Source organism: Janthinobacterium sp. C22 (assembly GCF_057919405.1).
Genome location: NZ_CP193659.1, coordinates 1,177,874 through 1,201,287 on the forward strand (window position 1 = coordinate 1,177,874; position 23,414 = coordinate 1,201,287).

Below are 23,414 nucleotides of genomic sequence, written 5' to 3' on the forward strand. Positions count from 1 at the left end.
GGAGACACCGAGTGACCACGCAAACTGCAATTCCGACCGTTCCACTGTTGATCAACGGCGAGTGGGTCGAATCCCGCACCACCGTCTGGCGCGACGTCGTCAACCCCGCCACGCAGGAAGTCCTGGCCAAGGTACCGTTCGCCACGCCCGATGAAGTGAACGCGGCCATCGCCTCGGCCCAGCGCGCCTTCAAAACCTGGCGCAAGACGCCGATCGGCGCCCGTGCCCGCATCTTCCTGAAATTGCAGCAGCTGATCCGTGAAAACATGGCCGACCTGGCCGCCACCCTCACCATGGAACAGGGCAAGACTTTGCTCGATGCGGAAGGCGACGTCTTCCGCGGCCTGGAAGTGGTCGAGCATGCGGCCAATATCGGCACCCTGCAGATGGGCGAATACGCGCAAAACGTGGCTGGCGGCGTCGATACCTACAGCGTGATGCAGCCGCTGGGCGTGTGCGCCGGCATTACTCCGTTCAATTTCCCCGCCATGATCCCCCTGTGGATGTTCCCGATGGCGATTGCCTGCGGCAATACGTTCGTTCTGAAACCATCGGAGCAAGATCCGCTCGTGACGGAAAAACTCGTGCGCCTGGCCTTGCAGGCGGGCATCCCGGCCGGCGTGCTGAACGTCATCCACGGCGGCGAAGACGTGGTCAACGCCCTGTGCGACCATCCGGATATCAAGGCGATCTCGTTTGTCGGCTCCAGCAAGGTGGGCACGCATGTGTACCAGCGCGCCAGCCTGAACGGCAAGCGCGCGCAATGCATGATGGGCGCCAAGAACCATGCCGTCGTCTTGCCGGATGCCAATAAAGAACAGACCCTGAACCAGCTGTTGGGCGCCGGTTTCGGCGCGGCCGGCCAGCGCTGCATGGCCGCGTCCGTTGCCGTGCTGGTGGGCGAAGCGCGCGAGTGGCTGCCGGAACTGTCCGCCAAGGCGCAAGGCTTGAGCGTGGGCGCGGGCAAGGACAATCCGGACCTGGGCCCCGTCATTTCGTGCGCGGCGAAAGAGCGCGTGCACAGCCTGGTTGCCAAGGGCATCGAACAGGGCGCCGTGCTGACCCTCGATGGCCGCGACGTGAAGGTCGATGGCTATCCGAACGGCAACTTCGTCGGCCCGACGATTTTGTCCGGCGTGAAGCCCGGCATGGTCGTGTATGACCAGGAAATCTTTGGCCCCGTCCTGATCGTCGTCGAAGTCGATACCCTGGACGAAGCGATTGCGCTGGTGAACGCGAATCCGAACGGCAACGGCACGGCCCTGTTCACGCAAAGCGGCGCGGCCGCGCGCTACTTCCAGGAAGAAATCGACGTGGGCCAAGTGGGCATCAACGTCCCCATTCCCGTGCCCGTGCCCCTGTTCAGCTTTACGGGCTCGCGCGGCTCGAAACTGGGCGACCTGGGTCCGTTCGGCAAGCAGGTCGTGCTGTTCTACACGCAGACGCAGACGATCACCCAGCGCTGGTTCACGGATGCGGCCTCGGTGGGCAAGGTCAACACCACCATCAGCCTCAAGTAAGGAGTGGCCATGGACTTTGAACTGAGCGACGAACAGCGCGAGTTCCAGCAGGCGGCGCGCGCGTTTGCCGAAGGCGAACTGGCGCCGCACGCGGCCCATTGGGATGCGGAATCGATCTTCCCCGTGGAAACGATTGCCAAGGCGGGCGAGATGGGCTTTTGCGGCCTGTACACGCCGCAGCGCTGGGGCGGCTTGGGCCTGTCGCGCCAGGATGCCGCCATCGTCTTCGAGGAGCTGGCCGGCGGCTGCACCTCGACCACGGCCTACATCACGATCCACAACATGGCTACCTGGATGCTGTCGCGCTGGGGGCAGGAAGCGCTGTGCGACGAGTGGGTGCCGGCCCTGGCCGCCGGCCAGAAGCTGGCCAGCTATTGCCTGACGGAACCGCAGTCAGGATCGGATGCGGCGTCCTTGCGCACGAAAGCCGTCAAGGATGGCGACTTTTATGTGCTCGACGGTACGAAAGCGTTCATCTCGGGCGCGGGCCAGACGGACATGCTGATCGTCATGGCGAGAACCGGCGGCGAGGGCGCGGCCGGTATTTCCGCCTTTGCCGTGCCGGCGAATTTGCCCGGCATCGTGTATGGCAAGAAAGAAGAAAAGATGGGCTGGAACAGTCAGCCCACGCGCATCATCAGCTTCGATCAGGTGAAAGTGCCTGTCGGTAACTTGCTGGGCGCGGAAGGCGAAGGCTTTGCCATCGCCATGAAGGGCATCGATGGCGGGCGCATCAATATCGCCGTGTGCTCGGTGGGCACGGCGCAGGCGGCCCTGACGCGGGCGCAGGCGTACATGAAGGAGCGCACGCAGTTCGGCCGCGAGCTGGCGCAGTTCCAGGCCTTGCAATTCAAGCTGGCCGACATGCTGACGGAGCTGGTGGCGGCGCGCCAGATGGTGCGTCTGGCAGCCTGGAAACTCGACCAGGAAAGCCCGGACGCTACGGCATATTGCGCCATGGCCAAACGTTTCGCCACGGATGTGGGTTTCAATGTGGCCAACGATGCGCTGCAGTTGCACGGCGGCTACGGCTACATCCGCGAGTACCCGCTCGAGCGCCATGTGCGCGACACGCGCGTGCACCAAATCCTGGAAGGGACGAATGAAATCATGCGCCTGATCGTCGCGCGAGCGATTCTGAAAGACGGCGCCACGGAGACCTTACGATGACTAAAGTGTATACCAATCTGCTGCTGGAACGCCGCGGCCACACGGCCCTGGTGACTCTCGACAACCCGCCCGCCCACACGTGGACCCTGGCCAGCCTGCGCGCCCTGAAAGAGTTGGTGGCCGACCTGAACCTTGATCCGGACGTGTACGCGCTCGTGATCACGGGCGGCGGCGCCAAGTTCTTCTCGGCCGGCGCCGATCTGAAAGTGTTTGCTGACGGCAATAAAGACACGGCGTTCGCCATGGCCGCCGCGTTTGGCGAGGCCTTCGAGGCACTGTCCGCGTTTCGTGGCGTCAGCATCGCCGCCATCAATGGCTATGCCATGGGCGGCGGGCTCGAATGCGCGCTGGCCTGTGATATCCGCATCGCCGAGGAACACGCGCAGATGGCCTTGCCGGAAGCCTCCGTCGGCCTGCTGCCGTGCGCGGGCGGCACGCAGCACTTGCCGTGGCTGGTGGGCGAAGGCTGGGCCAAGCGCATGATTTTATGTGGCGAGCGCGTCGATGCGGACAAGGCCCTTGCCATCGGCCTCGTCGAGGAAGTCGTGCCAACTGGCAAGGCTGCCGCCACGGCGCTGGCCCTGGCCGCCAAGGTGGCGCGCCAGAGCCCCAGCAGCGTGACGGCGTGCAAGACCCTGATCCAGGGCGCGCGCAGCCATCCGCTGGTCAACTCCTTGCCGGACGAACGCACCCTGTTCCTGGGCCTGTTCGATACGCAAGACCAGAAAGAGGGCGTGCAGGCGTTCCTGGAAAAACGTCCGGCGGAGTGGAAGAATGGTTGAGACTTTGCTTGAAACCGTGAAAATCGAGGAGCGCGACTGTCCCGGCGGCATGAAGCTGGGCGTCATCACCCTCGATGCGCCAAAGTCCTTGCACGCCTTGACCCTGGACATGATCCGCGCCATCGACGGTGCCCTCGTGCGCTGGGATGCTGACGACGCCATCGCCTGCGTGGTGCTGCAATCGTCGACGGACAAGGCCTTCTGTGCCGGCGGCGACGTGCGCAGCCTGCGTTCGGCCGTGGCCGAGCAACCGGGCGTCGTCCCGAACCCGCAGGCGCTGGCCTTCTTTGCCGAGGAATACCGGCTCGACCACCGCATCCATACGTATGCGAAACCGCTGCTGGTGTGGGGCGGCGGCATCGTCATGGGCGGCGGCCTGGGCCTGATGGCCGGTGCCAGCCACCGCGTGGTGACGGAAAGCACGCGCATTGCCATGCCGGAAATCACGATCGGCCTGTTCCCCGACGTGGGCGGCAGCTGGTTCCTGGGCCGCATGCCGGGGCGCAGCGGCCTGTTCCTGGGCTTGACGGGCGCGCCCATGAACGCGGCCGACGCCCTGTTCGCGGGCCTGGGCGACTATTTCCTGCGGCAGGAAGAGCGCGCCATGGTGCTCGACGCGCTGGCGCTGGCGCAATGGCAAGCAGTTCCGCAAGCGAACCACCAGCAGCTGAGCCGCTTGCTGCGCGGCTTCTCGGCGCCAGCCGCGCTGTTGCCCGTCTCCGAAGTGCGCGCCAACTTCGACGCCATCGCCGCGCTCACGCAAGCCCCCACCTTGCCCGAAGTGGTGGCCGCCATTGCCGCGTATGACGGCGATTCGGTCTGGCTGCAAAAGGCGGCCCACTCGCTGGACAAGGGTGCGCCCAGCTCGGCCGCGCTGGTCTGGGCCATGCGTGTACGCACGCGCCACATGAGTCTGGCGCAAGTGTTCCAGCTGGAACTCATTGTCGCCGTGCAATGCTGCGCCCATGCAGACTTCAGCGAAGGCGTGCGCGCCTTGCTGATCGACAAGGACAACGCGCCGCAGTGGCAACCGGCCAGCCTGGCCGAGGTCAGCGCAGCGTATCTGGACGAGTATTTTGCGGCGCCGTGGAGCACGCATCCACTTGCCGACCTACACATTTAAACATTTAAGTAGTGCATAAAAATGCTCAGGGCTAGGCGCCTTGCCGAAGGCAGTACGACTAGTACGACGAGGCAAGGCAACAACGCCATGGGCTTTTTAGGCGCTACAGGAGATATTTACCATGCAACATATCGCATTTATCGGCCTGGGCAACATGGGCGCGCCGATGGCCCGCAACCTGGTCGCCGCCGGCTTCCACGTGTCCGTGTTCGACCTGGCGCCAGCGGCGGTGGCATCGCTGGTCGAGGCGGGCGCCACGGCGGCCGCGTCCGCCAGCGCGGCCGTGCAGACGGCCGACGCCGTCATCACCATGTTGCCGGCCAACAAGCACGTGCAGGAACTGTACCTGGCGGCCGGCGGCGTGCTTGACTCGGCCAAGCCCGGCGCCCTGTTCATCGATTGCAGCACCATCGCGGCCGATGTGGCACGCCAGGTGGCGCAGGCGGCCAGCGAGCGCGGCTTTGCCATGATCGATGCGCCCGTCTCGGGCGGCACGGCGGGCGCGGCGGCCGGCACCCTGACCTTCATCGTCGGCGGCAGCGAAGCGGCCTTGCAGCAGGCGCGGCCCTTGCTGGAAAAGATGGGCAAGAACATCTTCCATGCGGGCGAGGCGGGCGCGGGCCAGGTGGCGAAGATTTGCAACAACATGCTGCTGGGCATTCTGATGGCGGGGACGGCCGAGGCGCTGAACCTGGGCGTGGCGCATGGACTCGATCCGAAAGTGTTGTCCGAGATCATGGCCAAGAGTTCGGGCCGCAACTGGACCCTGGAAGTGTACAACCCGTGGCCCGGCGTCATGGACGGCACGCCCGCGTCGCGCAATTACACGGGCGGCTTCGGCACGGCGCTGATGCTGAAGGACCTGGGCCTGGCGCAGCAGTCGGCCCTGTCGGCGAACGCGCCCACGCCCTTGGGCGGGCTGGTGCGCCAGCTGTACCAGATGCATGCGCAAGCCGGTTATGCGCAGCAGGATTTCTCCAGCATCGTGCAGATGCTGCAGCCGGGCTTGAATCAACCGGCCTGAGAAATTTTGGACAAAAAAAGCCCGCTGGTGAAAGCGGGCTAAATCCAATTCTTGGAAGAGTTGGAGGAGACAGATGCATTATGCTGCATCGCCACATATAACTCCAATTTATCTTTCGAATATCAACTATAGATTTTCATGATATCTCTTCCTGGCAGCCGCGTCGCGGCTGCCAGCGTCACCGCATCAGGCCGGATTGCAGGCGATCTGCACGGTCGTCACGTTCGCTTCGCCCATGACGCCAACGCCGGTGTTCGGCGCCACGCTGCATTTCAAGCCGGTCGGCTGGGCAAATATGCTGATGCCATACGTGTCGCCATCGGGAACACGCGACGCCAGGGTGAAGGTCGTGCTGTCCTTGGCCACCGAGGTTTGCGCATTGCCGTTGATCAGGATCAGGCCGTCGGCTGTCAGGCCAGTCACCGTGCCGCCTACCGTGTAGCTATTTTGCGTGCACATGACGGCCGCCTGGATGCTCAGGTAGTGACCGGCCGAACCGGTCCCGCCACTGACGGTGCAAGTCATGTGGGCTGGCTGGGTCTGCACGGTGATGTTGTAGTCGGTGCCATAGTCGATGCGCTTGGCAAAGGTGAACGAGGTCTGGCCCGCTGTAATCGGGAGGTTGACGCCGGCGTTGGCCAGGACCAGGCCGTTGGTGTTCAAGTTGCTGATGGTGCCGCTGACATCATACGAGGCCTTGCCGCCGCAAGCAGCCAGTCCCAGGGTCAACAGCAGCGCGGCGACAGGGCGCAGGCAGGATAACTTCATGTATTTCTCCAATCCAATATAGTGGTGACGAATCGCGTGGCTTACAGCGCCGTGCAGTTCAGTGTGGCGCCGGTCGTGGCGGCTGAACCCATGGTGCCGACGACGTCGCGGCCGTTGGCGCTGGCAGAACCCACGAAACTGCACGTCTGGCCCGTTGGATACGTCGCGATGGAAATATTGTAGGCGATGCCGTCATTGACATTCGGGAACGTATAGCTGGTGCTGCCTTTCAGCGGGCTGGTGGTGGTATTGCCGATGGCCAGGGTCAAGCCGTCGGCGGTCAGGCCCGTGATGGTGCCGCTCAGCGGGTAGGAGTTGGTCACGCAGCTCACGAAGGCCGTGGTCACGGTATAGCTCGATGCCTTGCCGACGCCATTGGTAATAGTGCAGACGGCGCCCTTTGGCTGTTGCGCAATGGTGATGTCGTAGCGGTCATCGGTGCTGACCAGCTTGGTGAAAACAAAGGAGGTCTGGCCTGAGGCGACAGGCAGGCGTTCGCCATCATTCAGCAGAATCAGGCCATCTTTTGCCAGATTGGAGACTTGGCCGCTCAGATACAGGTTGCCGCCGCTGCCGCCGCAGGCCGCCAATGTGACGGCGCAAGCCGCCGCCAGCATCGAGCGCAGGTACAAATTTTTCATACATTCTCCAAAACGAATTAGGTTGGGTAGCGCAACGCGGACGCTGGCGCCGCATTGGAATGGCGCCTATTTTAGTCTATCTGGCAAGCCGGATGATCTTGCCTTGTATCACCCTGTAACAATTTTTCGCCGGGAAGCGCTGGCCCGGCCCCATTTCATGGGGGCGCCGCCATGCTGGCGGCGTCGATCAATGCGACAATAGATGCAGGCTGCGCACTGTGGCGCGGCATCCACCGTGAGTCCCATGTCCCTTGCTCCTGTAAAACCTGCCGTGCCGCCCAAGGCCATCCTGTTCGACCTCGACGATACCTTGTGGCCCATCGCGCCCGTGATTGCCGCCGCCGAAACCCTGCTGCACGACTGGCTGGCCACGCATGCGCCCAAGGTGGCGCAGCAGTTTTCCATCGAGCTGTTGCGCCAGCACCGCCTGGCCATGCTCAAGGAACAACCGCATTTCCATGGCAATCTGATCGAGTTGCGCCGCGCGGGCCTGCTGACCGCCTTCGAGGCCGCTGGCGAGGATGCCGCCCTGGTCGACGGCGCCATCGCGCAGTTCCTGGCCGCGCGCCATCGGGTCCAGCCGTATGACGATGTCTTGCCGGGCCTGGCCTGGATGCGCCAGCGCCTGCTGCTCGGCTCCATCTCGAATGGCAATGCGGACCTTGAAATTATCGGTTTGGCGCAGCATTTCAAGGTGTCGATTGCCGCCAGCGATTTCGGCGTGGCCAAGCCCGATGCCAGCATCTTCCTGGCCGCTTGCGCCGCGCTGGGCGTGGCGCCCCATGAAGCCGTGTATGTGGGCGACGATCTGTATTTCGACGTGACGGGGGCGCAAGGGGCGGGCATGCGTGCCGTGTGGATGAACCGCAAGGGCAGCGACGCCCACCTGGCCACCGGCGTGCAGCCCGACGCCATCTGCGCCAACTTTGATGAATTGCTGCTGTGGCTGCAGGGGCAACTGGAAGATTGATCGCCGCTGGCCGGGCGAACGTGCATAATAGGCGCTGTTGATGCAGGTTCGGCCGCTTTCGCTGCCGCTTGCTTAATAAAGATTATTTGCTTACCTAAAACACCATGCAACTCGATACACGTGCCCAAACACTGCTGAAAGCCCTGGTCGAGCGATATATCGCCGACGGCCTGCCGGTCGGTTCGCGCGCCTTGTCGAAAATTTCCGGCCTCGACCTGTCGCCGGCCACGATCCGCAACATCATGGCCGACCTGGAAGAGCTCGGTTATGTCTCCAGTCCCCATACTTCGGCCGGACGCATCCCCACGCCGCGCGGCTACCGCATCTTTGTCGACACCTTGCTGACCGTCCGGCACCTGGACGAGCACATGGTGGAATCGCGCATGCGCCTGCAGACGCCGCAGCCGCAAAAAACCATCGCCAACGCGGCGCAGATGCTGTCGTCGCTGTCGCAGTTCGCCGGCGTCGTGCTCAGCCCGCGCCGCGAATCCGTGTTCCAGCAAATCGAATTCCTGCGCCTGTCGGAAAAACGCATCCTGCTCGTCATCGTTGCTCCCGGCGGGGACGTGCAGAACCGTTTATTGCTGACGGAAGCCGACTATACGCCGGCGCAGCTGGTGCAATCGGCCAATTACATCAACCAGAATTATGGCGGCCTGTCCTTCGACGCCGTGCGCGTGCGCCTGCAGGGCGAATTGCGCCAGTTGCGCGACGATATGGGCAGCCTGATGCAGGCGGCCGTGGAAGCGGGCAGCGAAGCGATGGCCGACCATAGCGACGACATGGTCATTTCCGGCGAGCGCAACTTGCTCAGCGTGAGCGATCTGTCATCGAATATGCATTCGCTGCGCCAGATGTTCGACATGTTCGAGCAAAAGACGGGCTTGATGCAGTTGCTCGACGTGTCGAGCAAGGCGACGGGCGTGCAGATTTTCATCGGCGGAGAATCGAACCTGGTGCCGATGGATGAGATGAGCGTGGTGACGGCGCCGTATGAAGTCAACGGCAAGATCGTGGGAACCTTGGGAGTGATCGGACCGACGCGCATGGCTTACGAGCGCGTCATTCCGATCGTCGACATCACGGCCAAGCTGCTGTCGAGCGCGCTCAGCCATCATTGATGCGGTTCAATGCTGCGCCGGTCGGCCCCTTGCGGGAGCGGCCGGCGTGGGTCAGGCTGTTTTGTGCGGGCAGGCTGTCTTGGTGCAGTTGCCGTAGATGGCCAGGGCGTGTTCGGCGATCTTGAAGCCGCGCTCTTCGGCCACTTTTTGCTGGCGGATTTCGATTTCTTCGTCGAAGAATTCTTCGACCCGGCCACAGTCGAGGCACACCAGGTGGTCGTGGTGGGAGCCTTCGTTGAGTTCGAAAATCGCCTTGCCGGTTTCAAAATGGTTGCGGTTGAGCAAGCCTGCCTGTTCGAATTGCGTGAGGACGCGGTAGACAGTTGCCAAACCGACATCCATATTGTCGGCCAGCAGAATCTTGTAGACGTCTTCCGCGGTCAGGTGGCGTACCGGGCTACTCTGGAAGATATCGAGTATCTTCAGCCGTGGCAGGGTGGCTTTCAGGCCGCTTGCCTTGAGATCACTAGGATTGTTACTCATGTTTGTTGCTCGTATGTGGGTCAGGTGCTTTATCATATAGCGTTTTGTCGGGGAGTGCCAAAATATGCATTTTTTGGCGGGCCGGTCACTCCTGGCGTTTTGTTCATCCAATTGAGGTCATTTATGCGCGTAACCCCGGCTGTATTGCCATCTCTCTGGCACCGTCTTTCATTTCGAGCACCAGTCGTGGCAGGCATGGTCTGTGTCGCGCTGGCCATGTCCGGCTGCGCCAGCCGTGGCATCCTTGGCGAAAAGCCGGCCGCTGCTCAAAAAGAAGGCAAGGAACTGGTCCCCGAACAGGGCGCGCAGACGACCACCATTACGCCGCTGCAAAAATTCATGTGGTTTTTCTCGCCGTACCGTCCAGACATTCAACAAGGCAACTTTGTCTCCGAAGAGATGCTGGCCCAGTTGAAAGTGGGCATGACGCGCGACCAGGTGCGTTTCGTCCTCGGCACCTCGCTGCTGACCGATATCTTCCATGCCGACCGCTGGGATTATCCATTCCGTCTGGCCCGGGGCAGTGGCGAAACCACCAGCAGCCGCGTGGTCGTGTACTTCGGCAAGGATGGCAAGGTTGAACGTTTCGAAGGCGGCAACTTGCCGACGGAGAAAGAATATATCGACCGTATCGCGGGTCCGTCGCCATTCGCCAAGGTCGCCAAGGCCGACGTGCCTGCCGCCGCCGTGCCATCGCCCGTGGCGCCAAGCGCCGTGCCGGTACCGGCCGATGCCGCCCCTGCCATTCCTGTGAGCAAGCCTGAAGTTGCACCGGCACCTGCCGCCGAGCCAGCACCTGCGCCTGCCGCCGAACCCACCAAATAAGTTGCTGTAAGAGAATAAAATGACTGAACTGAAAATCGCCATCGCTGGCGCCAGCGGCCGCATGGGCCATATCCTGATCGAAGCGGTCAGCAACGCACCCGACGCCGTGCTGACCGGCGCCCTCGACCGCGTCGGCTCGCCGACCGTCGGCCAGGATGCCGCCGCCTTTCTTGGCAAGCCTGCCGGCGTGCTGATCGAGTCGGACCTTGCCACCGGCCTGGCCAATGCCGATTACCTGATCGACTTCACCCGTCCCGAAGGCACCTTGCAGCACCTGGCCTACTGCGCCGAGCATGGCATCAAGATGATCATCGGCACCACCGGTTTCGATGACGCGGGCAAGGCCGCTATTGCCGCCGCCGCCGAAAAGACGGCCATCATGTTCGCGCCGAACATGAGCGTGGGCGTGAATGTCACCATGAAATTGCTGGAACTGGCCGCGAAAAGCCTGTCCGAAGGCTACGACATCGAAATCATCGAAGCGCATCACCGCTTCAAGGTCGATGCGCCGTCGGGCACGGCCCTGCAAATGGGTGAAGTGGTGGCCGGCGCCCTGGGCCGCGACCTGAAGGAGTGCGCGGTGTACGGCCGCGAAGGCGTGACGGGCGAACGTGACCCGTCGACCATCGGCTTTGCCACCATCCGCGGCGGCGATATCGTCGGCGACCATACTGTGCTGTTTGCCGGTATCGGCGAACGCATCGAGATCAGCCACAAGTCGAGCAGCCGCGTCACCTACGCCCACGGCGCCCTGCGCGCGGCGCGTTTCCTGGCCGACAAGCCGACCGGCCTGTTCGACATGCAGGATGTGCTGTCGCTGAAGAACTGAGGAAGACCATGGCCACTGCCATCCTGAATGGAAAAGACATCACCGACGCAGCGAGTTTTCACGCGCAATGCGTGCAAGCCTTCGGTTTCCCCGAGTTCTATGGCAACAGCATGGATGCCTGGGTCGATTGCCTCAGCTACCTGCGCGACGATGAAAACATGACGCAGTTCCGTTTGAAGCCGAACGAAGTGCTGGAAATCGTGGTGCAGGACGCTGACGCGATGAAGGCGCAAGTGCCTGATTTACTGGAAGAAATTACGTTTTGCATCGCCGGCATCAATGAACGCTATGACGATTACGGTGAAAAACCGGCGTTGAAGCTGGTACTCAAGTGAATAGAATCGTAGGTCGGATTAGGCCCTGCGGGCCGTAATCCGACAACATTATTGGCTGTGCAAGTCGGATTACGCGCAAGCGCTAATCCGACCTACGTCCAGACGACCAACATTTACACCACCTTGCGCTCACGCAAGCCGTCAATCTCCTCACCGTCCAACCCCAGCCACTGCTGCAGCACCTCGTTCGTATGCTGCCCCAGCAAGGGCGGCGGCAAGCGGTATTGCACCGGCGAGCCGGACAGGCGCACGGGATTGGCCACCAGCGCCACCGTGCCCGCCGTCGGGTGCGGCATTTCCACTTTCAAGCCCCGCGCCACCACTTGCGGGTCGGCAAAGACCTGGTCGATGCGGTTGACGGGGCCGCACGGCACGGCTTGCGCCTCGAAGGCGCTGATCCACTCGGCCGTCGTGCGCATGACCGTGGTCTGGCGCATCAGGGGAATCAAGATGGCCCGGTGCGCCACGCGCTGCGGGTTGGTGGCGAAGCGTTCATCCTGCGCCCATTCCGGGTGGCCGGCGACGGCGCAAAAACGCGAAAACTGTCCATCGTTGCCGATCGCCAAGATCATGTCGCCATCGGCCGTGGGAAAGTCTTGATACGGAACAATGTTCGGATGCGCATTGCCCATGCGCTGCGGCACTTTGCCGCCGCACAAGTAGTTCGCCGCCTGGTTGCCCAGGGCCGCCACTTGCACGTCCAGCAGGGCCAGGTCGATATGCTGGCCCAGGCCCGAGCGCTCCCGTTCGGCCAGCGCCGCCTGCACGGCGATGGTGGCGTACAGGCCCGTCATGATGTCCGTCTGCGCCACGCCCACTTTTTGCGGCCCGGCGCCAGGCTGGCCATCGGGCACGCCCGTGATGCTCATCAAGCCGCCCATGCCCTGGATCAAGAAGTCATAGCCGGCGCGCGCCGCGTACGGCCCGTCCTGGCCGAAGCCGGTAATCGAGCAATACACGAGGCGCGGATTGAGTTCGAGCAAGCTGGCTGAGTCCAGGCCATATTGCTTCAAGCCATCGAGCTTGAAATTTTCCAGCAACACGTCTGCCTCTTGCGCCAACTTGCGCACCAGGGCTTGCCCTTCAGGGGCGGCCAGGTCGATGCACAAGGAGCGCTTGTTGCGGTTGGCGCACTGGAAATAGGCCGCTTCGGCCGTGTCGCGGCCGTCCTCGTCCTTCAGATACGGCGGCCCCCAGGAGCGCGTGTCGTCGCCGCGGCCCGGCTGCTCGACCTTGACGACGTCGGCGCCGAGGTCGGCCAGCATTTGCCCGGCCCACGGGCCGGCCAGCACGCGCGACAGGTCCAGCACGCGCAAGCCGGTCAACGGCGCGGGCCGCAGGGTGGAGGTGAGGGTGGAAGCCAAGGCATCCATTAGTTGAAGGCGGCGATGCCGGTGATGGCGCGGCCGATGATCAGCGCGTGCACGTCGTGCGTGCCTTCATAGGTGTTGACCACTTCCAGGTTGACCAGGTGGCGGATGACGCCGAACTCGTCGGAAATGCCGTTGCCGCCCATCATGTCGCGCGCCACGCGGGCGATATCGAGCGCCTTGCCGCAGCTGTTGCGTTTCATGATAGACGTGATTTCCACGGCCGGCGAGCCCTCGTCCTTCATGCGGCCCAGGCGCAAGCAGCCTTGCAAGCCCATGGTGATTTCCGTCAGCATGTCGGCGAGTTTCTTTTGCACCAGCTGGTTGGCGGCCAAGGGGCGGCCGAATTGCTGGCGGTCCATCGTGTACTGGCGCGCCTTCAGGTAGCAGTCTTCGGCCGCGCCCAGCGCGCCCCAGGCGATGCCGTAGCGCGCGCTGTTCAGGCAAGTGAACGGGCCTTTCAAGCCGCGCACGTCGGGGAAGGCGTTTTCTTCCGGGCAAAACACTTCATCCATGACGATTTCACCGGTGATGCTGGTGCGCAAACCGACCTTGCCGTGGATCTCGGGCGCCGACAGGCCTTTCCAGCCTTTTTCCAGCACGAAACCGCGGATCGCGCCCTCGTCGTCCTTGGCCCAGACGACGAACACGTCGGCGATGGGGCTGTTGGTGATCCACATCTTGGCGCCGGAGATACTGTAGCCGCCCGGTACCTTGCGCGCGCGCGTGACCATGCTGCCAGGGTCGGAGCCGTGGTTCGGTTCCGTCAGGCCGAAGCAGCCGATGAATTCGCCCGTCGCCAGTTTCGGCAGGTATTTCTGTTTGGTTTCTTCGTTGCCGAAGGCATTGATCGGCACCATCACCAGCGACGATTGCACGCTCATCATCGAGCGGTAGCCCGAATCGACGCGCTCGACTTCGCGCGCGGCCAGGCCGTAGCAAACGTAGTTCAGGCCGGCGCCGCCGTATTCTTCCGGAATGGTCGTGCCCAGCAAGCCCAATTCTCCCATTTCGCGGAAGATGGCCGCATCCGTGCGGCCATGGCGGAACGATTCGAGGACCCTGGGCACCAGGCTGCCCTGGCAATAATCGCGCGCCGCTTCCAGCACGGCGCGTTCGTCGCCCGTCAGTTGTTCTTCCAGCAGCAGGGGGAATTCCAGTCGAATACGGTTTTGCTCATCACAGGCCTCGCAGGTGAGCGCCGGTGATCGGCGCAAGATTGAATATGGCTCATGGTAGGTTCTTGCCTAGCCTTGCGCAAACGATTTTTTCGCACCCAGACATGCGTGCTACGCATATCTTGCGGCATACTAGAGGAATTTCACCGGCCGGATACCCCATGTCACGCAAAATTCCCATGCTGCAGGCGCTAAATTGTTTCGAGGCGGCCGCGCGCCACCAGAGCTACACGCACGCGGCGCGCGAACTGTCGCTGACGCAAAGCGCCGTGTCGCGCCAGATTTCATCGTTGGAAAGCTTTCTTGGCGTGCAACTGTTCCAGCGCACGCGCCATGGCGTGCTGCTGACCAGCGCCGGCGCCGCGTATGCGCGGCAGATCGCGGCCCGCCTCGATGGCCTGGAGCGCGACACGCTCGACACCATGGCGCGCCAGGGCGGTGGCGGGACCTTGCAGCTGGCCTCGGTACCCACGTTTGCCACGCGCTGGCTGATGCCGCGGCTGTCGTCACTGGCGGGCATGCACCCGGACATCGTCGTGCATATCGATGCCTACACGAAACCGTTCATGTTTGCCGATACGGAATACGACGGCGCGCTGTACGCGGGCACGCCCGAGCAGCTGGCGCGCTGGCCCGGCACGCGCGCCACCTTGCTGATGCATGAAGAAATCGTGCCCGTCGCCAGCCCCCGCCTGCTGGCGGCGCGCAGCGCCTGGCAGCCGCAGGATTTGCTGGACCTGACCTTGTTGCAACAAAGTACGCGCCCGGGTGCCTGGCGCCAGTGGTTTGACGCCATGCAGGTCGATGGAGAAGGGGCGCGCTACGGCGCGCGCTATGAGCTGTTTTCCATGCTGGCCATGGCGGCCGTGCAGGGGCAGGGCGTGGTCTTGCTGCCCCGTATGCTGGTGGAGGCGGAACTGGCGCGCGGCGAGCTGCGCATCGCATGCGAGCGCCCACTGCGCGGCCAGCGCGCGTATTACCTGATCACGCCCGAGGCGGCGCATGAAAAGCTGGCCTTGCAGCAGTTCCGGCTATGGCTGCAAGGCGAGGCAGCCTAGACGACCTTGGCCGTATCGAAGTGAGGATTGTCGATCAGGCCGATCTGATTGCCGAACGGGTCGAGCAATTCCACCGTGCGGATGCCGTCGCCCACGTCCGTGATCGGGTGATGCAGGGTGCCGCCCAGTGCCACGATGCGCTCGACCTCCTGCTCGATGCCGTCCACGCCCCAGTACGTCACGCTGCCCTGCGTGCCGGGCTGGCCGTCCGGCAGCAGGCCCAGCTCGAAGCCGCCGATGGCAAAGCCGACATAGAACGGCTGGTCGAAATACGGTGTGGTGCCGAACACCTGGCTGTACCAGGCCTTGGCCTGCTCCAGGTCGGGGACGGGATAGGTGACGGTGCGTAAACCCTTGATCATGTTCTGCTCCTGGTGAATGAAGAATAACACCATCATGCCACCGGCGCGCGGCGCGCGATTGGAAAAATGGAAGGTGCTCACGCGCGCCGGCCCGTCAGCCACGCTTCGGGCGAGCGGCGGGTGAATTCCTGGAAGTCGTGGATCAGGTGCGACTGGTCGAAATAGCCGTATTGCAAGGCCACTTGCACCCAATCCGGCTGCTGCGGCAGGCTTTTCAAGCCAGCGCTGGCGGCCCTGAAACGGCAGATGCGGGCAAACAGCTTCGGGCTGATGCCCACGTGCTGGCGAAATTGCAGCGCCAGGTGCTGGCGCGACACCCCCAGCTGCTGCGCCAGGCCATCCACGCGCACCTGGCCGCATGCGCGCTCGATGGCCGCGATGGCATGGTCGGCCACGCCGGCCTGGCGCCGTGGCGGCGCGGCGCGCAGGCGCAGCAGCAGATAATCTTGCAAAATGGCAATTCTTTGCGCGTTGGACAAGGGTTCGCTCCACAGGGCGTCACCCAGGCGCGCCGCCAGCTCGCGGCCCCACAGTTGCCGCAGATCGGCACGTCCATCATTGAGTTCGCACAAGGGCAGCTGGAAGAAGCGTGCCGCCGCGCCCGGCTTGAAGCGGGCCGCCACCGTCTGCACGAGGCCCTGGCTGACGACGGCAATCGGCGCCGTCATCATGCCGACGGCAAAGCTGGCGTCCTGCTGGTCCTGGCACAAAATATCGATGCAATTGTCGGGCAAGACCTGGTGCGTCAGGGGCGTGGCGCCCGTCTGCACGCGGCAGGTCCAGACGCAGTCCAGCCATGGCCGCAGGGCGGGGATGGGGGCGACTTCCTGGTAGATGATCATGGCCGGCTTTGATGCAAAGAACAAGATTGTGTATATATCACACAGCATAATTGTGCGCTCGCAAAAATATGCCGGCCCGGGCCGCCAGCGCGCCGCGCTATCGGGCGGCGACAACCAGTATAATGCTCGGTTCATATCCACTATTGGCCGCACATCATGCAAGATAAATATAGTCCCGCCGACGTCGAACAAGCCGCCCAATCGCACTGGAAGGCGATCGACGCCTATAAAGCCGTCGAACACGACCCGCGTTTCCCAAAAGGCAAGTATTTTGCCTGCTCGATGCTGCCTTACCCTTCGGGCAAGCTGCACATGGGTCACGTGCGCAACTATACGATCAATGACGTGATGTACCGCTACCTGCGCATGAACGGCTACAACGTGCTCATGCCGATGGGCTGGGATGCGTTCGGCATGCCGGCGGAAAACGCGGCCATGGCCAACAACGTGCCGCCCGCGCAATGGACGTATTCGAACATCGCCCACATGAAACAGCAGATGGAATCGATGGGCCTGGCCATCGACTGGTCGCGCGAAATGACCGCCTGCAAGCCTGAATACTATAAATGGAACCAGTGGATGTTCCTCAAGATGCTGGAAAAAGGCATCATCTACAAGAAGACCGGTACCGTGAACTGGGACCCGATCGACCAGACCGTGCTGGCCAACGAACAGGTGGTCGACGGCAAGGGCTGGCGTTCCGGCGCGCTGATCGAAAAGCGCGAAATCCCCATGTACTACGCGCGCATCACCGATTACGCGGAAGAGCTGCTGGCCTATGTCGATGACAAGCTGCCGGGCTGGCCCGAGCGCGTGCGCACCATGCAGACCAATTGGATCGGCAAGTCGACGGGTGTGCGCTTCGCCTTCCCGCATGAGATCAAGGACGCGAACGGCGCCCTGATCGGCGACGGCAAGCTGTACGTCTTTACTACCCGTCCGGACACCGTCATGGGCGTGACCTTCTGCGCCGTGGCCGCCGAACACCCGCTGGCCATCCACGCCGCGCAAAGCAATCCTGCACTGGCCGCCTTCAACGCCGAATGCAAGCTCGGCTCCGTGATCGAAGCGGACATGGCGACGATGGAGAAGAAGGGCATGCCGACCGGCCTGTTCGTCACCCATCCGCTGACGGGCGCGCAGGTGGAAGTCTGGGTCGGCAACTACGTGCTCATCACCTACGGCGACGGCGCCGTGATGGGCGTGCCGGCGCACGACGAACGCGATTTCGGCTTTGCCAAGAAATACAATCTGCCGATCAAGCAAGTGATCGAAGTCAAGGGCCAGGAATTTTCGACGGACGCCTGGCAGGAATCGTATGGCAGCAAGGATGGCGTGTGCGTCGCTTCCGGCAAATACGACGGCCTGCATTTCGCTTCCGCCGTCGACGCGGTGGCCGCCGACCTGGCGGAACTGGGCCTGGGCGAAAAGAAAACCACGTTCCGCCTGCGCGACTGGGGTATTTCGCGCCAGCGCTATTGGGGCACGCCGATCCCGATGATCCATTGCGCCGATTGCGGCGTGGTGCCGGTGCCGGAAAAAGACCTGCCGGTGGTGTTGCCGGAAGACTGCGTGCCGGACGGCACGGGCAACCCGCTGAACAAATATGAAGCTTTCCTGCAGTGCGACTGCCCGCAGTGCGGCAAGCCGGCGCGCCGCGAGACGGACACCATGGATACCTTCGTCGATTCGTCGTGGTACTACATGCGCTATACCTCGCCAGGCTCGAACGACGCCATGGTCGATGCGCGCAACGATTACTGGATGCCGATGGACCAGTACATCGGCGGCATCGAACACGCCGTCATGCACTTGCTGTACGCGCGCTTCTGGACCAAGATCATGCGCGACTTCGGCCTGGTCAAGTTCGACGAGCCTTTCGTCAACCTGCTGACGCAGGGCATGGTGCTCAACGAAACGTACTTCCGCAAGGACGCCGCGGGCAAGACCACCTGGTTCAACCCGGACGACGTGCGCCTGTCGCTCGACGACAAGGGCCGCCCGCAAAGCGCCGTCCTGGTGGCCGACGGCCAGCCGGTGGAAATCGGCGGCACGGAAAAGATGTCGAAGTCGAAGAACAACGGCATCGACCCGCAAGCGCAGATCGAGCAGTACGGCGCCGACACGGCCCGTCTGTTCACCATGTTCGCTTCGCCGCCGGAACAGACGCTGGAATGGTCGGGCAGCGGCGTCGAAGGCGCGAACCGCTTCCTGCGCCGCGTGTGGAACTTCGGCTATGCCCAGTCGGCGACGATCCAGGCCGCACTGGCTGGCGGCGCCGCACCGGCCACGGGCGACGCGCAGAAAAACCTGCGCCGCGAATTGCACAAGCTGCTGCAGCAAGCCGATTACGACTTGAAGCGCATCCAGTACAACACAGTGGTGTCGGCCTGCATGAAGATGCTCAACACCCTGGAATCGGCTAAGCTGGACGATAGCCCGCAGTCGAAGGCGCTGATCGCCGAAGGCTTCTCCATCTTCCTGCGCCTGCTCAATCCCGTCGCGCCGCACATCACCCACGTCTTGTGGGAAGAGCTGGGCTATGCGGGCGTGCACGGCGACCTGCTGAACGTGGCCTGGCCGCAGGTCGACCCGCAGGCATTGGAGCAGTCCGAGATCGAGATGATGATCCAGGTGAACGGCAAGCTGCGCGGCTCGATCACGGTGGCCAAGGATGCGGACAAGGCCAGCATCGAAGCGGCCGCGCTGGCGTGCGAAAGTGTGCAGAAGTACGTCGAGACCACGCCGAAAAAGATCATCGTCGTGCCAGGCAAGTTAATCAGCATCGTGGTGTAATCATGACGACTTCCTCTCAAGTATCGCTGTTGGGCCGCCGCGCCGTGCTGGCGCTGGGCCTGACCGTCCTGCTGTCGGCCTGCGGCTTTCATTTGCGCGGTTCGAACGGCAGCTTCATGCTGCCGTTCGCGACGATGTACATCGGCTTGCCCGACACGTCGCCGCTGGCGATCGGCCTGAAGCGCTATATCCGCGCCATTGGCAGCACGGAGGTGGTCAATACCAAGGATGGCGCCGACGCCGTCCTTGAGGTGCTCACCGACCCGGAGAGGAATCGTACCAAGACCATTTTGTCGCTGAACAAAAATGGCCGCGTGCAAGAGTACCAGCTCGGTTACTCGATCAATTTCCGCGTGCTGGACAAGGCCGGCAACCAGTTGCTGGCGCCGACGACCATCAGCCTGGTGCGTCCGATCACCTTCGACGAGTCGCAGGTGCTGGCCAAGGAAACCGAGGAAGCGGCGCTGTACCGCGACATGCGCAACGACATGGTGCAGCAGATCATGCGCCGCCTGGCCGCCATCAAGCCGGTGCTGCCGGCCATGTCGGTGGCGCCGGTGGCGCCCGTGACACCGGTCGCCCCGCAGCAGTAACGGGGACGCCATGCAATTGCGGATAGACGCGCTCGATGGGCATGTGGCCAAGCCGCTGGCGCAGCTGTATGTGATCACCAGCGACGAACACCTGCTGGCGCTGGAAGCGGCCGACAAGATCCGCCGCGCGGCGCGCGCGCAGGGATACTCCGAACGCGACGTGCTGACGGTGGAGCGCAGCTTCAAGTGGGGCGAACTGCTGGCGGCGAACCAGGAGCTGTCGCTGTTCGGCGATAAAAAACTGATCGAGTTGCGCATCCCCACGGGCAAGCCGGGCAAGGATGGCGGCGCGGCGCTGCAAAGCTACGCGAAGAACCTCAGTCCCGACAACCTGACCCTGATCACCTTGCCCAAGCTGGACTGGGCCACGCAAAAGGCGGCCTGGGTCGCCAGCCTGCAGCAGGCGGCCGTGTATATCGACATTCCGAATGTGGAACGGGCACAGTTGCCCGCGTGGATATCCCAGCGCCTGGCCGCGCAGGGGCAAAGCGCCGAGCGTGCCAGCATCGACTTCATCGCCGAACGGGTGGAGGGCAATTTGCTGGCGGCGCACCAGGAAATCCAGAAACTGGGCTTGCTGCATGCTGCGGGCAAGCTGACGTATGAACAAGTGCAGGACGCGGTGCTGAACGTGGCCCGCTACGATGTCTTCAAGCTGTCCGAAGCCATGCTGGCCGGCGATCCGGCGCGCCTGGTGCGCATGCTCGAAGGCTTGAAAGGCGAGGGCGAGGCGCTGCCGCTGGTCTTGTGGGCCGTCTCCGAAGAAATCCGCACGCTGTTAAAATTGAAGGCCGGCATGGCACAAGGGCGTCCGTTGGGCGCGCTGCTGAAGGAATACCGCATCTGGGGTCCGCGCGAGCGGATGATGGAACCGGCCCTGCGGCGCATTTCGCTGCCCGTGCTGGAAGCGGCGCTGCAGCAGGCGGCGCAGGTGGACAAGATGATCAAGGGCTTGCGCGCCAAGGGCTACGCGGGCGATGCCTGGGACGCCATGCTGCAGCTGGGACTGAAGATCGCCCGAGGCTAGTTTTTTACTATATGGATACGAGCATGGACATCACAGAATATATGCAGGACGTGGGCACGCGCGCGCGCGCCGCTTCGCGCGCCATGGCGCGTGCCGACAGCGCCACGCGCAACCGCGCCTTGAGCCTGATCGCCGCCGCCATCGTGCGCGATGCCGACCTGCTGCGCGCGGCCAACCAGCGCGACCTCGATGCGGCCGCCGCCGCCGGCCTGGCGCCGGCCATGCTCGACCGCCTGACCCTGTCCGACGCCGCCATCGCCACCATGGTCGAAGGCTTGACGCAAATCGTGTCGCTGGCCGACCCGATCGGCGAAATCTCGAACATGAAATTCCGTCCGACGGGCATCCAGGTGGGCCAGATGCGCGTGCCGCTGGGCGTCATCGGCATCATCTATGAAGCGCGCCCGAACGTGACGGTGGACGCGGCCGGCCTGTGCATCAAGAGCGGCAACGCGACGATCTTGCGCGGCGGCTCGGAAGCGATTCACTGCAACCGCGCGCTGGCCAAGCTGGTGGCGGAGGGCTTGCTGGGCGCAGGCCTGCCTGCCGATGCCGTGCAAGTGATCGACACCACAGACCGCGCCGCCGTCGGCGCTTTGATCACCATGCCGCAGTACGTGGACGTCATCGTGCCGCGCGGCGGCAAGGGTCTGATCGCGCGCCTGATGGAAGAGGCCACCGTGCCGATGATCAAGCACCTCGACGGCATCTGCCACGTCTACATCGACGCCAAGGCCGATATCAGGAAGGCGATCGATATCGGCTTCAACGCGAAGTGCCACCGCTACGGCACCTGCAACACCATGGAAACCTTGCTCGTGTCGCGCGCCATCGCCGCCACCGTGCTGCCGCAGCTGGCCGAACTGTACCTGACCAAACAGGTGGAACTGCGCGCCGATGCTGAGAGCCATGCGATCCTGGCCGCCGCCGCTTATCCGCACCTGGTAGCGGCCACCGAGGAAGACTGGTCCACCGAATACCTGGCCGCCATCCTGTCGGTGAAGGTGGTCGACGGCATCGACGAAGCGATGGACCACATCAACCGGTATTCATCGAAGCACACGGAATCCATCATCACGGAAGACTACAGCGATGCGCTGCGCTTCCTGCGCGAAGTCGATTCCGCCTCGGTGATGGTGAACGCCTCGACGCGTTTCGCCGACGGCTTCGAATATGGCCTGGGCGCCGAGATCGGCATCTCGAACGACAAGCTGCACGCGCGCGGTCCGGTGGGACTGGAAGGCCTGACCTCGCTCAAATACGTGGTCTTTGGCCACGGCGAAGTCCGTAAGTAGCCTCTTTCGCGGGCTGCCCACAAGGCGGCCCGTGCTCTCATTTTTCTCCACCTCCGACACTGGGAACCCCATGCTCTTTCTCTGGACCAAAGCCTTCCACATCATCTTCGTCATGTCCTGGTTCGCCGGCCTGTTTTACTTGCCGCGCATCTTCGTGAACCTGGCGATGGAGACGGAAACGGTGGCGACCGAGCGCCTGTTGCTGATGGCGCGCAAGCTGTACCGCTTCATGTCCCTGCTGGCGCTGCCGGCCATGGTGCTGGGGCTCGCGTTGATGTGGATGCTGTACGGCGGGGGCGAAGGCCGCATGAAGATGCCGGGCTGGATGCACGCCAAGCTGACGTTCGTGGTGCTGCTGCTCGGCTATCACCATGCCTGCGGTTCCATCCTGCGCAAGTTTGAAAAAGGTCTCAACAAGCGCAGCCACACCTGGTTCCGCTGGTTTAATGAAGTGCCGGTGGTGATGCTGCTGGCCGTCGTCGTGCTGGTCGTGGTCAAGCCTTTCTAAGGGAGTCGAGATGAGTGCAAGTCAGAGCAAAGTCGTGCAGTATTTCTTCGCCCCCCACTCGCCATGGACCTATCTGGGTCATGCGCGCCTGATGGCCATCGCCGCGAAGACTGGTGCCCAGATCGACGTGCGCCCTTTTGACCTGGGCAAGGTCTTCAGCGTCTCGGGCGGCCTGCCGCTGGCCAAGCGCGCACCGCAGCGCCAGGCGTACCGCCTGGCCGAACTGGCGCGCTGGTCGGCCTTTGCAAGTGCCATTGACCCTGCAGCCGAAGTTCTTCCCCGTCTCGCCGGAAGCGTCGGCCAAGCTGATCATCGCCACGCGCCTGGCGCATGGCGTGGAAGCGTCGCTGAACCTGGCGCACGCCATCATGCGCGGCCTGTGGGCTGAGGAGCGCAACATCGGCGACGAGGAAACCCTGGTACAGATCGCACTGGATGCCGGCTTCGATGGCCGCCAGTTGCTGAAAACGTCGGAAACGGCCAGCGTGCAGGCCGAATACGATGCCAATACGGAAGCGGCCACCGCCGCCAGCGTCTTCGGCTCGCCGTGGTACATCGTCGATGGCGAAGGGTTCTGGGGTCAGGACCGCCTCGATTTTGTCGAGCGCGCGCTGGGTAGGTCGGATTAGCGTGGCAAAGCCGCGCGTAATCCGACAAGCGCAGTGTGCGGCATGTCGGCTTACGCCCTGGCGGGCTAAGCCGACCTACGCCAACCTACGCCGACCTGCGCAAGATATTGGATGTAGGTCGGATTGGCGCTGCGCGCGTAATCCGACAAGTTTTGAAATTTTTAG

The 23,414-nt window shown here is 63.2% G+C and carries 23 protein-coding genes and 1 pseudogene; 17 read left to right on the forward strand and 7 right to left on the reverse strand.

Annotation, left to right across the window (positions count from 1 at the left end; genetic code table 11):
- The first annotated feature begins 11 nt into the window (after positions 1-11).
- From ACRHIG_RS05300 to mmsB, 5 genes are all read left to right on the forward strand, one after another.
- Positions 12-1,520, forward strand: a complete 1,509-nt coding sequence (locus tag ACRHIG_RS05300; protein ID WP_475414134.1) for a CoA-acylating methylmalonate-semialdehyde dehydrogenase — start codon at positions 12-14, stop codon at positions 1,518-1,520.
- Positions 1,521-1,529: 9 nt separating this feature from the next.
- On the forward strand, positions 1,530-2,690 hold the full coding sequence (locus ACRHIG_RS05305) for an acyl-CoA dehydrogenase family protein (protein WP_436500134.1): 1,161 nt from the start codon (positions 1,530-1,532) through the stop codon (positions 2,688-2,690).
- The gene (locus ACRHIG_RS05310) at positions 2,687-3,472 is read left to right on the forward strand and encodes an enoyl-CoA hydratase (RefSeq protein ID WP_489629563.1); all 786 of its coding nucleotides are present in this window, start codon (positions 2,687-2,689) and stop codon (positions 3,470-3,472) included. The genes ACRHIG_RS05305 and ACRHIG_RS05310 overlap by 4 nt, the downstream gene beginning before the upstream one ends.
- The gene (locus ACRHIG_RS05315) at positions 3,465-4,595 is read left to right on the forward strand and encodes an enoyl-CoA hydratase/isomerase family protein (protein ID WP_489629564.1); all 1,131 of its coding nucleotides are present in this window, start codon (positions 3,465-3,467) and stop codon (positions 4,593-4,595) included. Before ACRHIG_RS05310 ends, ACRHIG_RS05315 begins: the two co-directional genes overlap by 8 nt.
- A 121-nt stretch (positions 4,596-4,716) precedes the next feature.
- Entirely contained in the window at positions 4,717-5,619 is a 903-nt protein-coding gene (mmsB, locus tag ACRHIG_RS05320) for a 3-hydroxyisobutyrate dehydrogenase (RefSeq protein ID WP_489629565.1), read from the forward strand.
- Positions 5,620-5,805: 186 nt separating this feature from the next.
- Here the strand turns inward: mmsB and ACRHIG_RS05325 are convergent, their stop codons facing one another.
- Together ACRHIG_RS05325 and ACRHIG_RS05330 are read right to left on the reverse strand one after the other, a co-directional pair.
- Positions 5,806-6,387: a hypothetical protein gene (locus ACRHIG_RS05325; protein ID WP_475414130.1), complete on the reverse strand. Its 582-nt coding sequence runs from the start codon at positions 6,385-6,387 to the stop codon at positions 5,806-5,808.
- 41 nt (positions 6,388-6,428) lie between these two features.
- Positions 6,429-7,028 (reverse strand): hypothetical protein, encoded by a 600-nt coding sequence (locus ACRHIG_RS05330; protein ID WP_475414129.1) that lies wholly within the window; start codon positions 7,026-7,028, stop codon positions 6,429-6,431.
- A 244-nt stretch (positions 7,029-7,272) separates the two neighbouring features.
- Between ACRHIG_RS05330 and ACRHIG_RS05335 the strand changes: the two genes are divergently transcribed.
- Entirely contained in the window at positions 7,273-7,998 is a 726-nt protein-coding gene (locus ACRHIG_RS05335) for an HAD family hydrolase (RefSeq protein WP_489629566.1), read from the forward strand.
- A gap of 104 nt (positions 7,999-8,102) precedes the next feature.
- On the forward strand, positions 8,103-9,119 hold the full coding sequence (gene hrcA / locus ACRHIG_RS05340) for a heat-inducible transcriptional repressor HrcA (protein WP_035822689.1): 1,017 nt from the start codon (positions 8,103-8,105) through the stop codon (positions 9,117-9,119).
- A 51-nt stretch (positions 9,120-9,170) separates the two neighbouring features.
- On the opposite strand, the gene fur is transcribed toward hrcA, so the two are convergent.
- Positions 9,171-9,602: a ferric iron uptake transcriptional regulator gene (fur, locus tag ACRHIG_RS05345; RefSeq protein WP_034745717.1), complete on the reverse strand. Its 432-nt coding sequence runs from the start codon at positions 9,600-9,602 to the stop codon at positions 9,171-9,173.
- Between the two features lie 195 nt (positions 9,603-9,797).
- Between fur and ACRHIG_RS05350 the strand changes: the two genes are divergently transcribed.
- From ACRHIG_RS05350 to ACRHIG_RS05360, 3 genes are read left to right on the forward strand one after another with little or no spacing between them, the layout of a single operon-like run.
- The gene (locus tag ACRHIG_RS05350; RefSeq protein WP_052139921.1) at positions 9,798-10,427 is read left to right on the forward strand and encodes an outer membrane protein assembly factor BamE; all 630 of its coding nucleotides are present in this window, start codon (positions 9,798-9,800) and stop codon (positions 10,425-10,427) included.
- 19 nt (positions 10,428-10,446) lie between these two features.
- Positions 10,447-11,256, forward strand: a complete 810-nt coding sequence (gene dapB / locus ACRHIG_RS05355; protein ID WP_489629567.1) for a 4-hydroxy-tetrahydrodipicolinate reductase — start codon at positions 10,447-10,449, stop codon at positions 11,254-11,256.
- Between the two features lie 8 nt (positions 11,257-11,264).
- A complete protein-coding gene (locus ACRHIG_RS05360) occupies positions 11,265-11,591 on the forward strand; it encodes a barstar family protein (protein ID WP_076565750.1) in 327 nt (108 codons plus the stop codon).
- A 113-nt stretch (positions 11,592-11,704) separates the two neighbouring features.
- On the opposite strand, the gene ACRHIG_RS05365 is transcribed toward ACRHIG_RS05360, so the two are convergent.
- Complete coding sequence (locus tag ACRHIG_RS05365; RefSeq protein ID WP_489629568.1) at positions 11,705-12,964, reverse strand: CaiB/BaiF CoA transferase family protein; 1,260 nt, start codon at positions 12,962-12,964, stop codon at positions 11,705-11,707.
- A complete protein-coding gene (locus ACRHIG_RS05370; RefSeq protein ID WP_489630747.1) occupies positions 12,964-14,127 on the reverse strand; it encodes an acyl-CoA dehydrogenase in 1,164 nt (387 codons plus the stop codon). Before ACRHIG_RS05370 ends, ACRHIG_RS05365 begins: the two co-directional genes overlap by 1 nt.
- A gap of 173 nt (positions 14,128-14,300) precedes the next feature.
- Here ACRHIG_RS05370 and ACRHIG_RS05375 point away from each other — a divergent pair, with 173 nt between their 5' ends.
- A complete protein-coding gene (locus ACRHIG_RS05375) occupies positions 14,301-15,197 on the forward strand; it encodes a LysR substrate-binding domain-containing protein (protein WP_489629569.1) in 897 nt (298 codons plus the stop codon).
- Here the strand turns inward: ACRHIG_RS05375 and ACRHIG_RS05380 are convergent.
- Positions 15,194-15,559, reverse strand: a complete 366-nt coding sequence (locus tag ACRHIG_RS05380) for a VOC family protein (protein ID WP_489629570.1) — start codon at positions 15,557-15,559, stop codon at positions 15,194-15,196. The two genes, ACRHIG_RS05375 and ACRHIG_RS05380, sit on opposite strands and share 4 nt — an antisense overlap.
- 77 nt (positions 15,560-15,636) lie before the next feature.
- On the reverse strand, positions 15,637-16,425 hold the full coding sequence (locus ACRHIG_RS05385; protein WP_489629571.1) for a DUF6597 domain-containing transcriptional factor: 789 nt from the start codon (positions 16,423-16,425) through the stop codon (positions 15,637-15,639).
- Positions 16,426-16,557: 132 nt separating this feature from the next.
- Between ACRHIG_RS05385 and leuS the strand changes: the two genes are divergently transcribed.
- The 6 genes and pseudogenes from leuS to ACRHIG_RS05415 all read left to right on the forward strand — a co-directional run bounded on the left by leuS (position 16,558) and on the right by ACRHIG_RS05415 (position 23,249).
- On the forward strand, positions 16,558-19,197 hold the full coding sequence (gene leuS / locus ACRHIG_RS05390; RefSeq protein ID WP_489629572.1) for a leucine--tRNA ligase: 2,640 nt from the start codon (positions 16,558-16,560) through the stop codon (positions 19,195-19,197).
- Between the two features lie 2 nt (positions 19,198-19,199).
- A complete protein-coding gene (locus ACRHIG_RS05395) occupies positions 19,200-19,790 on the forward strand; it encodes an LPS-assembly lipoprotein LptE (protein ID WP_475414119.1) in 591 nt (196 codons plus the stop codon).
- A 10-nt stretch (positions 19,791-19,800) separates the two neighbouring features.
- On the forward strand, positions 19,801-20,817 hold the full coding sequence (gene holA, locus ACRHIG_RS05400) for a DNA polymerase III subunit delta (RefSeq protein WP_058048018.1): 1,017 nt from the start codon (positions 19,801-19,803) through the stop codon (positions 20,815-20,817).
- Positions 20,818-20,828: 11 nt separating this feature from the next.
- Positions 20,829-22,112, forward strand: a complete 1,284-nt coding sequence (locus ACRHIG_RS05405) for a glutamate-5-semialdehyde dehydrogenase (RefSeq protein WP_489629573.1) — start codon at positions 20,829-20,831, stop codon at positions 22,110-22,112.
- A 70-nt stretch (positions 22,113-22,182) separates the two neighbouring features.
- The gene (locus tag ACRHIG_RS05410) at positions 22,183-22,620 is read left to right on the forward strand and encodes a CopD family protein (protein WP_034745744.1); all 438 of its coding nucleotides are present in this window, start codon (positions 22,183-22,185) and stop codon (positions 22,618-22,620) included.
- Between the two features lie 10 nt (positions 22,621-22,630).
- Positions 22,631-23,249 (forward strand): annotated as a pseudogene (locus tag ACRHIG_RS05415) (2-hydroxychromene-2-carboxylate isomerase).
- The last annotated feature ends 165 nt before the right edge of the window (positions 23,250-23,414 follow it).

Excerpts from the sequence above, each read along its gene's own strand:
- ACRHIG_RS05305 (WP_436500134.1), top strand. The coding sequence starts at position 1,530 with ATGGACTTTGAACTGAGCGACGAACAGCGCGAGTTCCAGCAGGCGGCG.
- ACRHIG_RS05310 (WP_489629563.1), top strand. The coding sequence starts at position 2,687 with ATGACTAAAGTGTATACCAATCTGCTGCTGGAACGCCGCGGCCACACG.
- ACRHIG_RS05315 (WP_489629564.1), top strand. The coding sequence starts at position 3,465 with ATGGTTGAGACTTTGCTTGAAACCGTGAAAATCGAGGAGCGCGACTGT.
- mmsB (WP_489629565.1), top strand. The coding sequence starts at position 4,717 with ATGCAACATATCGCATTTATCGGCCTGGGCAACATGGGCGCGCCGATG.
- ACRHIG_RS05325 (WP_475414130.1), bottom strand. The coding sequence starts at position 6,387 with ATGAAGTTATCCTGCCTGCGCCCTGTCGCCGCGCTGCTGTTGACCCTG.
- ACRHIG_RS05330 (WP_475414129.1), bottom strand. The coding sequence starts at position 7,028 with ATGAAAAATTTGTACCTGCGCTCGATGCTGGCGGCGGCTTGCGCCGTC.
- ACRHIG_RS05335 (WP_489629566.1), top strand. The coding sequence starts at position 7,273 with ATGTCCCTTGCTCCTGTAAAACCTGCCGTGCCGCCCAAGGCCATCCTG.
- hrcA (WP_035822689.1), top strand. The coding sequence starts at position 8,103 with ATGCAACTCGATACACGTGCCCAAACACTGCTGAAAGCCCTGGTCGAG.
- fur (WP_034745717.1), bottom strand. The coding sequence starts at position 9,602 with ATGAGTAACAATCCTAGTGATCTCAAGGCAAGCGGCCTGAAAGCCACC.
- ACRHIG_RS05350 (WP_052139921.1), top strand. The coding sequence starts at position 9,798 with ATGGTCTGTGTCGCGCTGGCCATGTCCGGCTGCGCCAGCCGTGGCATC.
- dapB (WP_489629567.1), top strand. The coding sequence starts at position 10,447 with ATGACTGAACTGAAAATCGCCATCGCTGGCGCCAGCGGCCGCATGGGC.
- ACRHIG_RS05360 (WP_076565750.1), top strand. The coding sequence starts at position 11,265 with ATGGCCACTGCCATCCTGAATGGAAAAGACATCACCGACGCAGCGAGT.
- ACRHIG_RS05365 (WP_489629568.1), bottom strand. The coding sequence starts at position 12,964 with ATGGATGCCTTGGCTTCCACCCTCACCTCCACCCTGCGGCCCGCGCCG.
- ACRHIG_RS05375 (WP_489629569.1), top strand. The coding sequence starts at position 14,301 with ATGTCACGCAAAATTCCCATGCTGCAGGCGCTAAATTGTTTCGAGGCG.
- ACRHIG_RS05380 (WP_489629570.1), bottom strand. The coding sequence starts at position 15,559 with ATGATCAAGGGTTTACGCACCGTCACCTATCCCGTCCCCGACCTGGAG.
- leuS (WP_489629572.1), top strand. The coding sequence starts at position 16,558 with ATGCAAGATAAATATAGTCCCGCCGACGTCGAACAAGCCGCCCAATCG.
- ACRHIG_RS05395 (WP_475414119.1), top strand. The coding sequence starts at position 19,200 with ATGACGACTTCCTCTCAAGTATCGCTGTTGGGCCGCCGCGCCGTGCTG.
- holA (WP_058048018.1), top strand. The coding sequence starts at position 19,801 with ATGCAATTGCGGATAGACGCGCTCGATGGGCATGTGGCCAAGCCGCTG.
- ACRHIG_RS05405 (WP_489629573.1), top strand. The coding sequence starts at position 20,829 with ATGGATACGAGCATGGACATCACAGAATATATGCAGGACGTGGGCACG.
- ACRHIG_RS05410 (WP_034745744.1), top strand. The coding sequence starts at position 22,183 with ATGCTCTTTCTCTGGACCAAAGCCTTCCACATCATCTTCGTCATGTCC.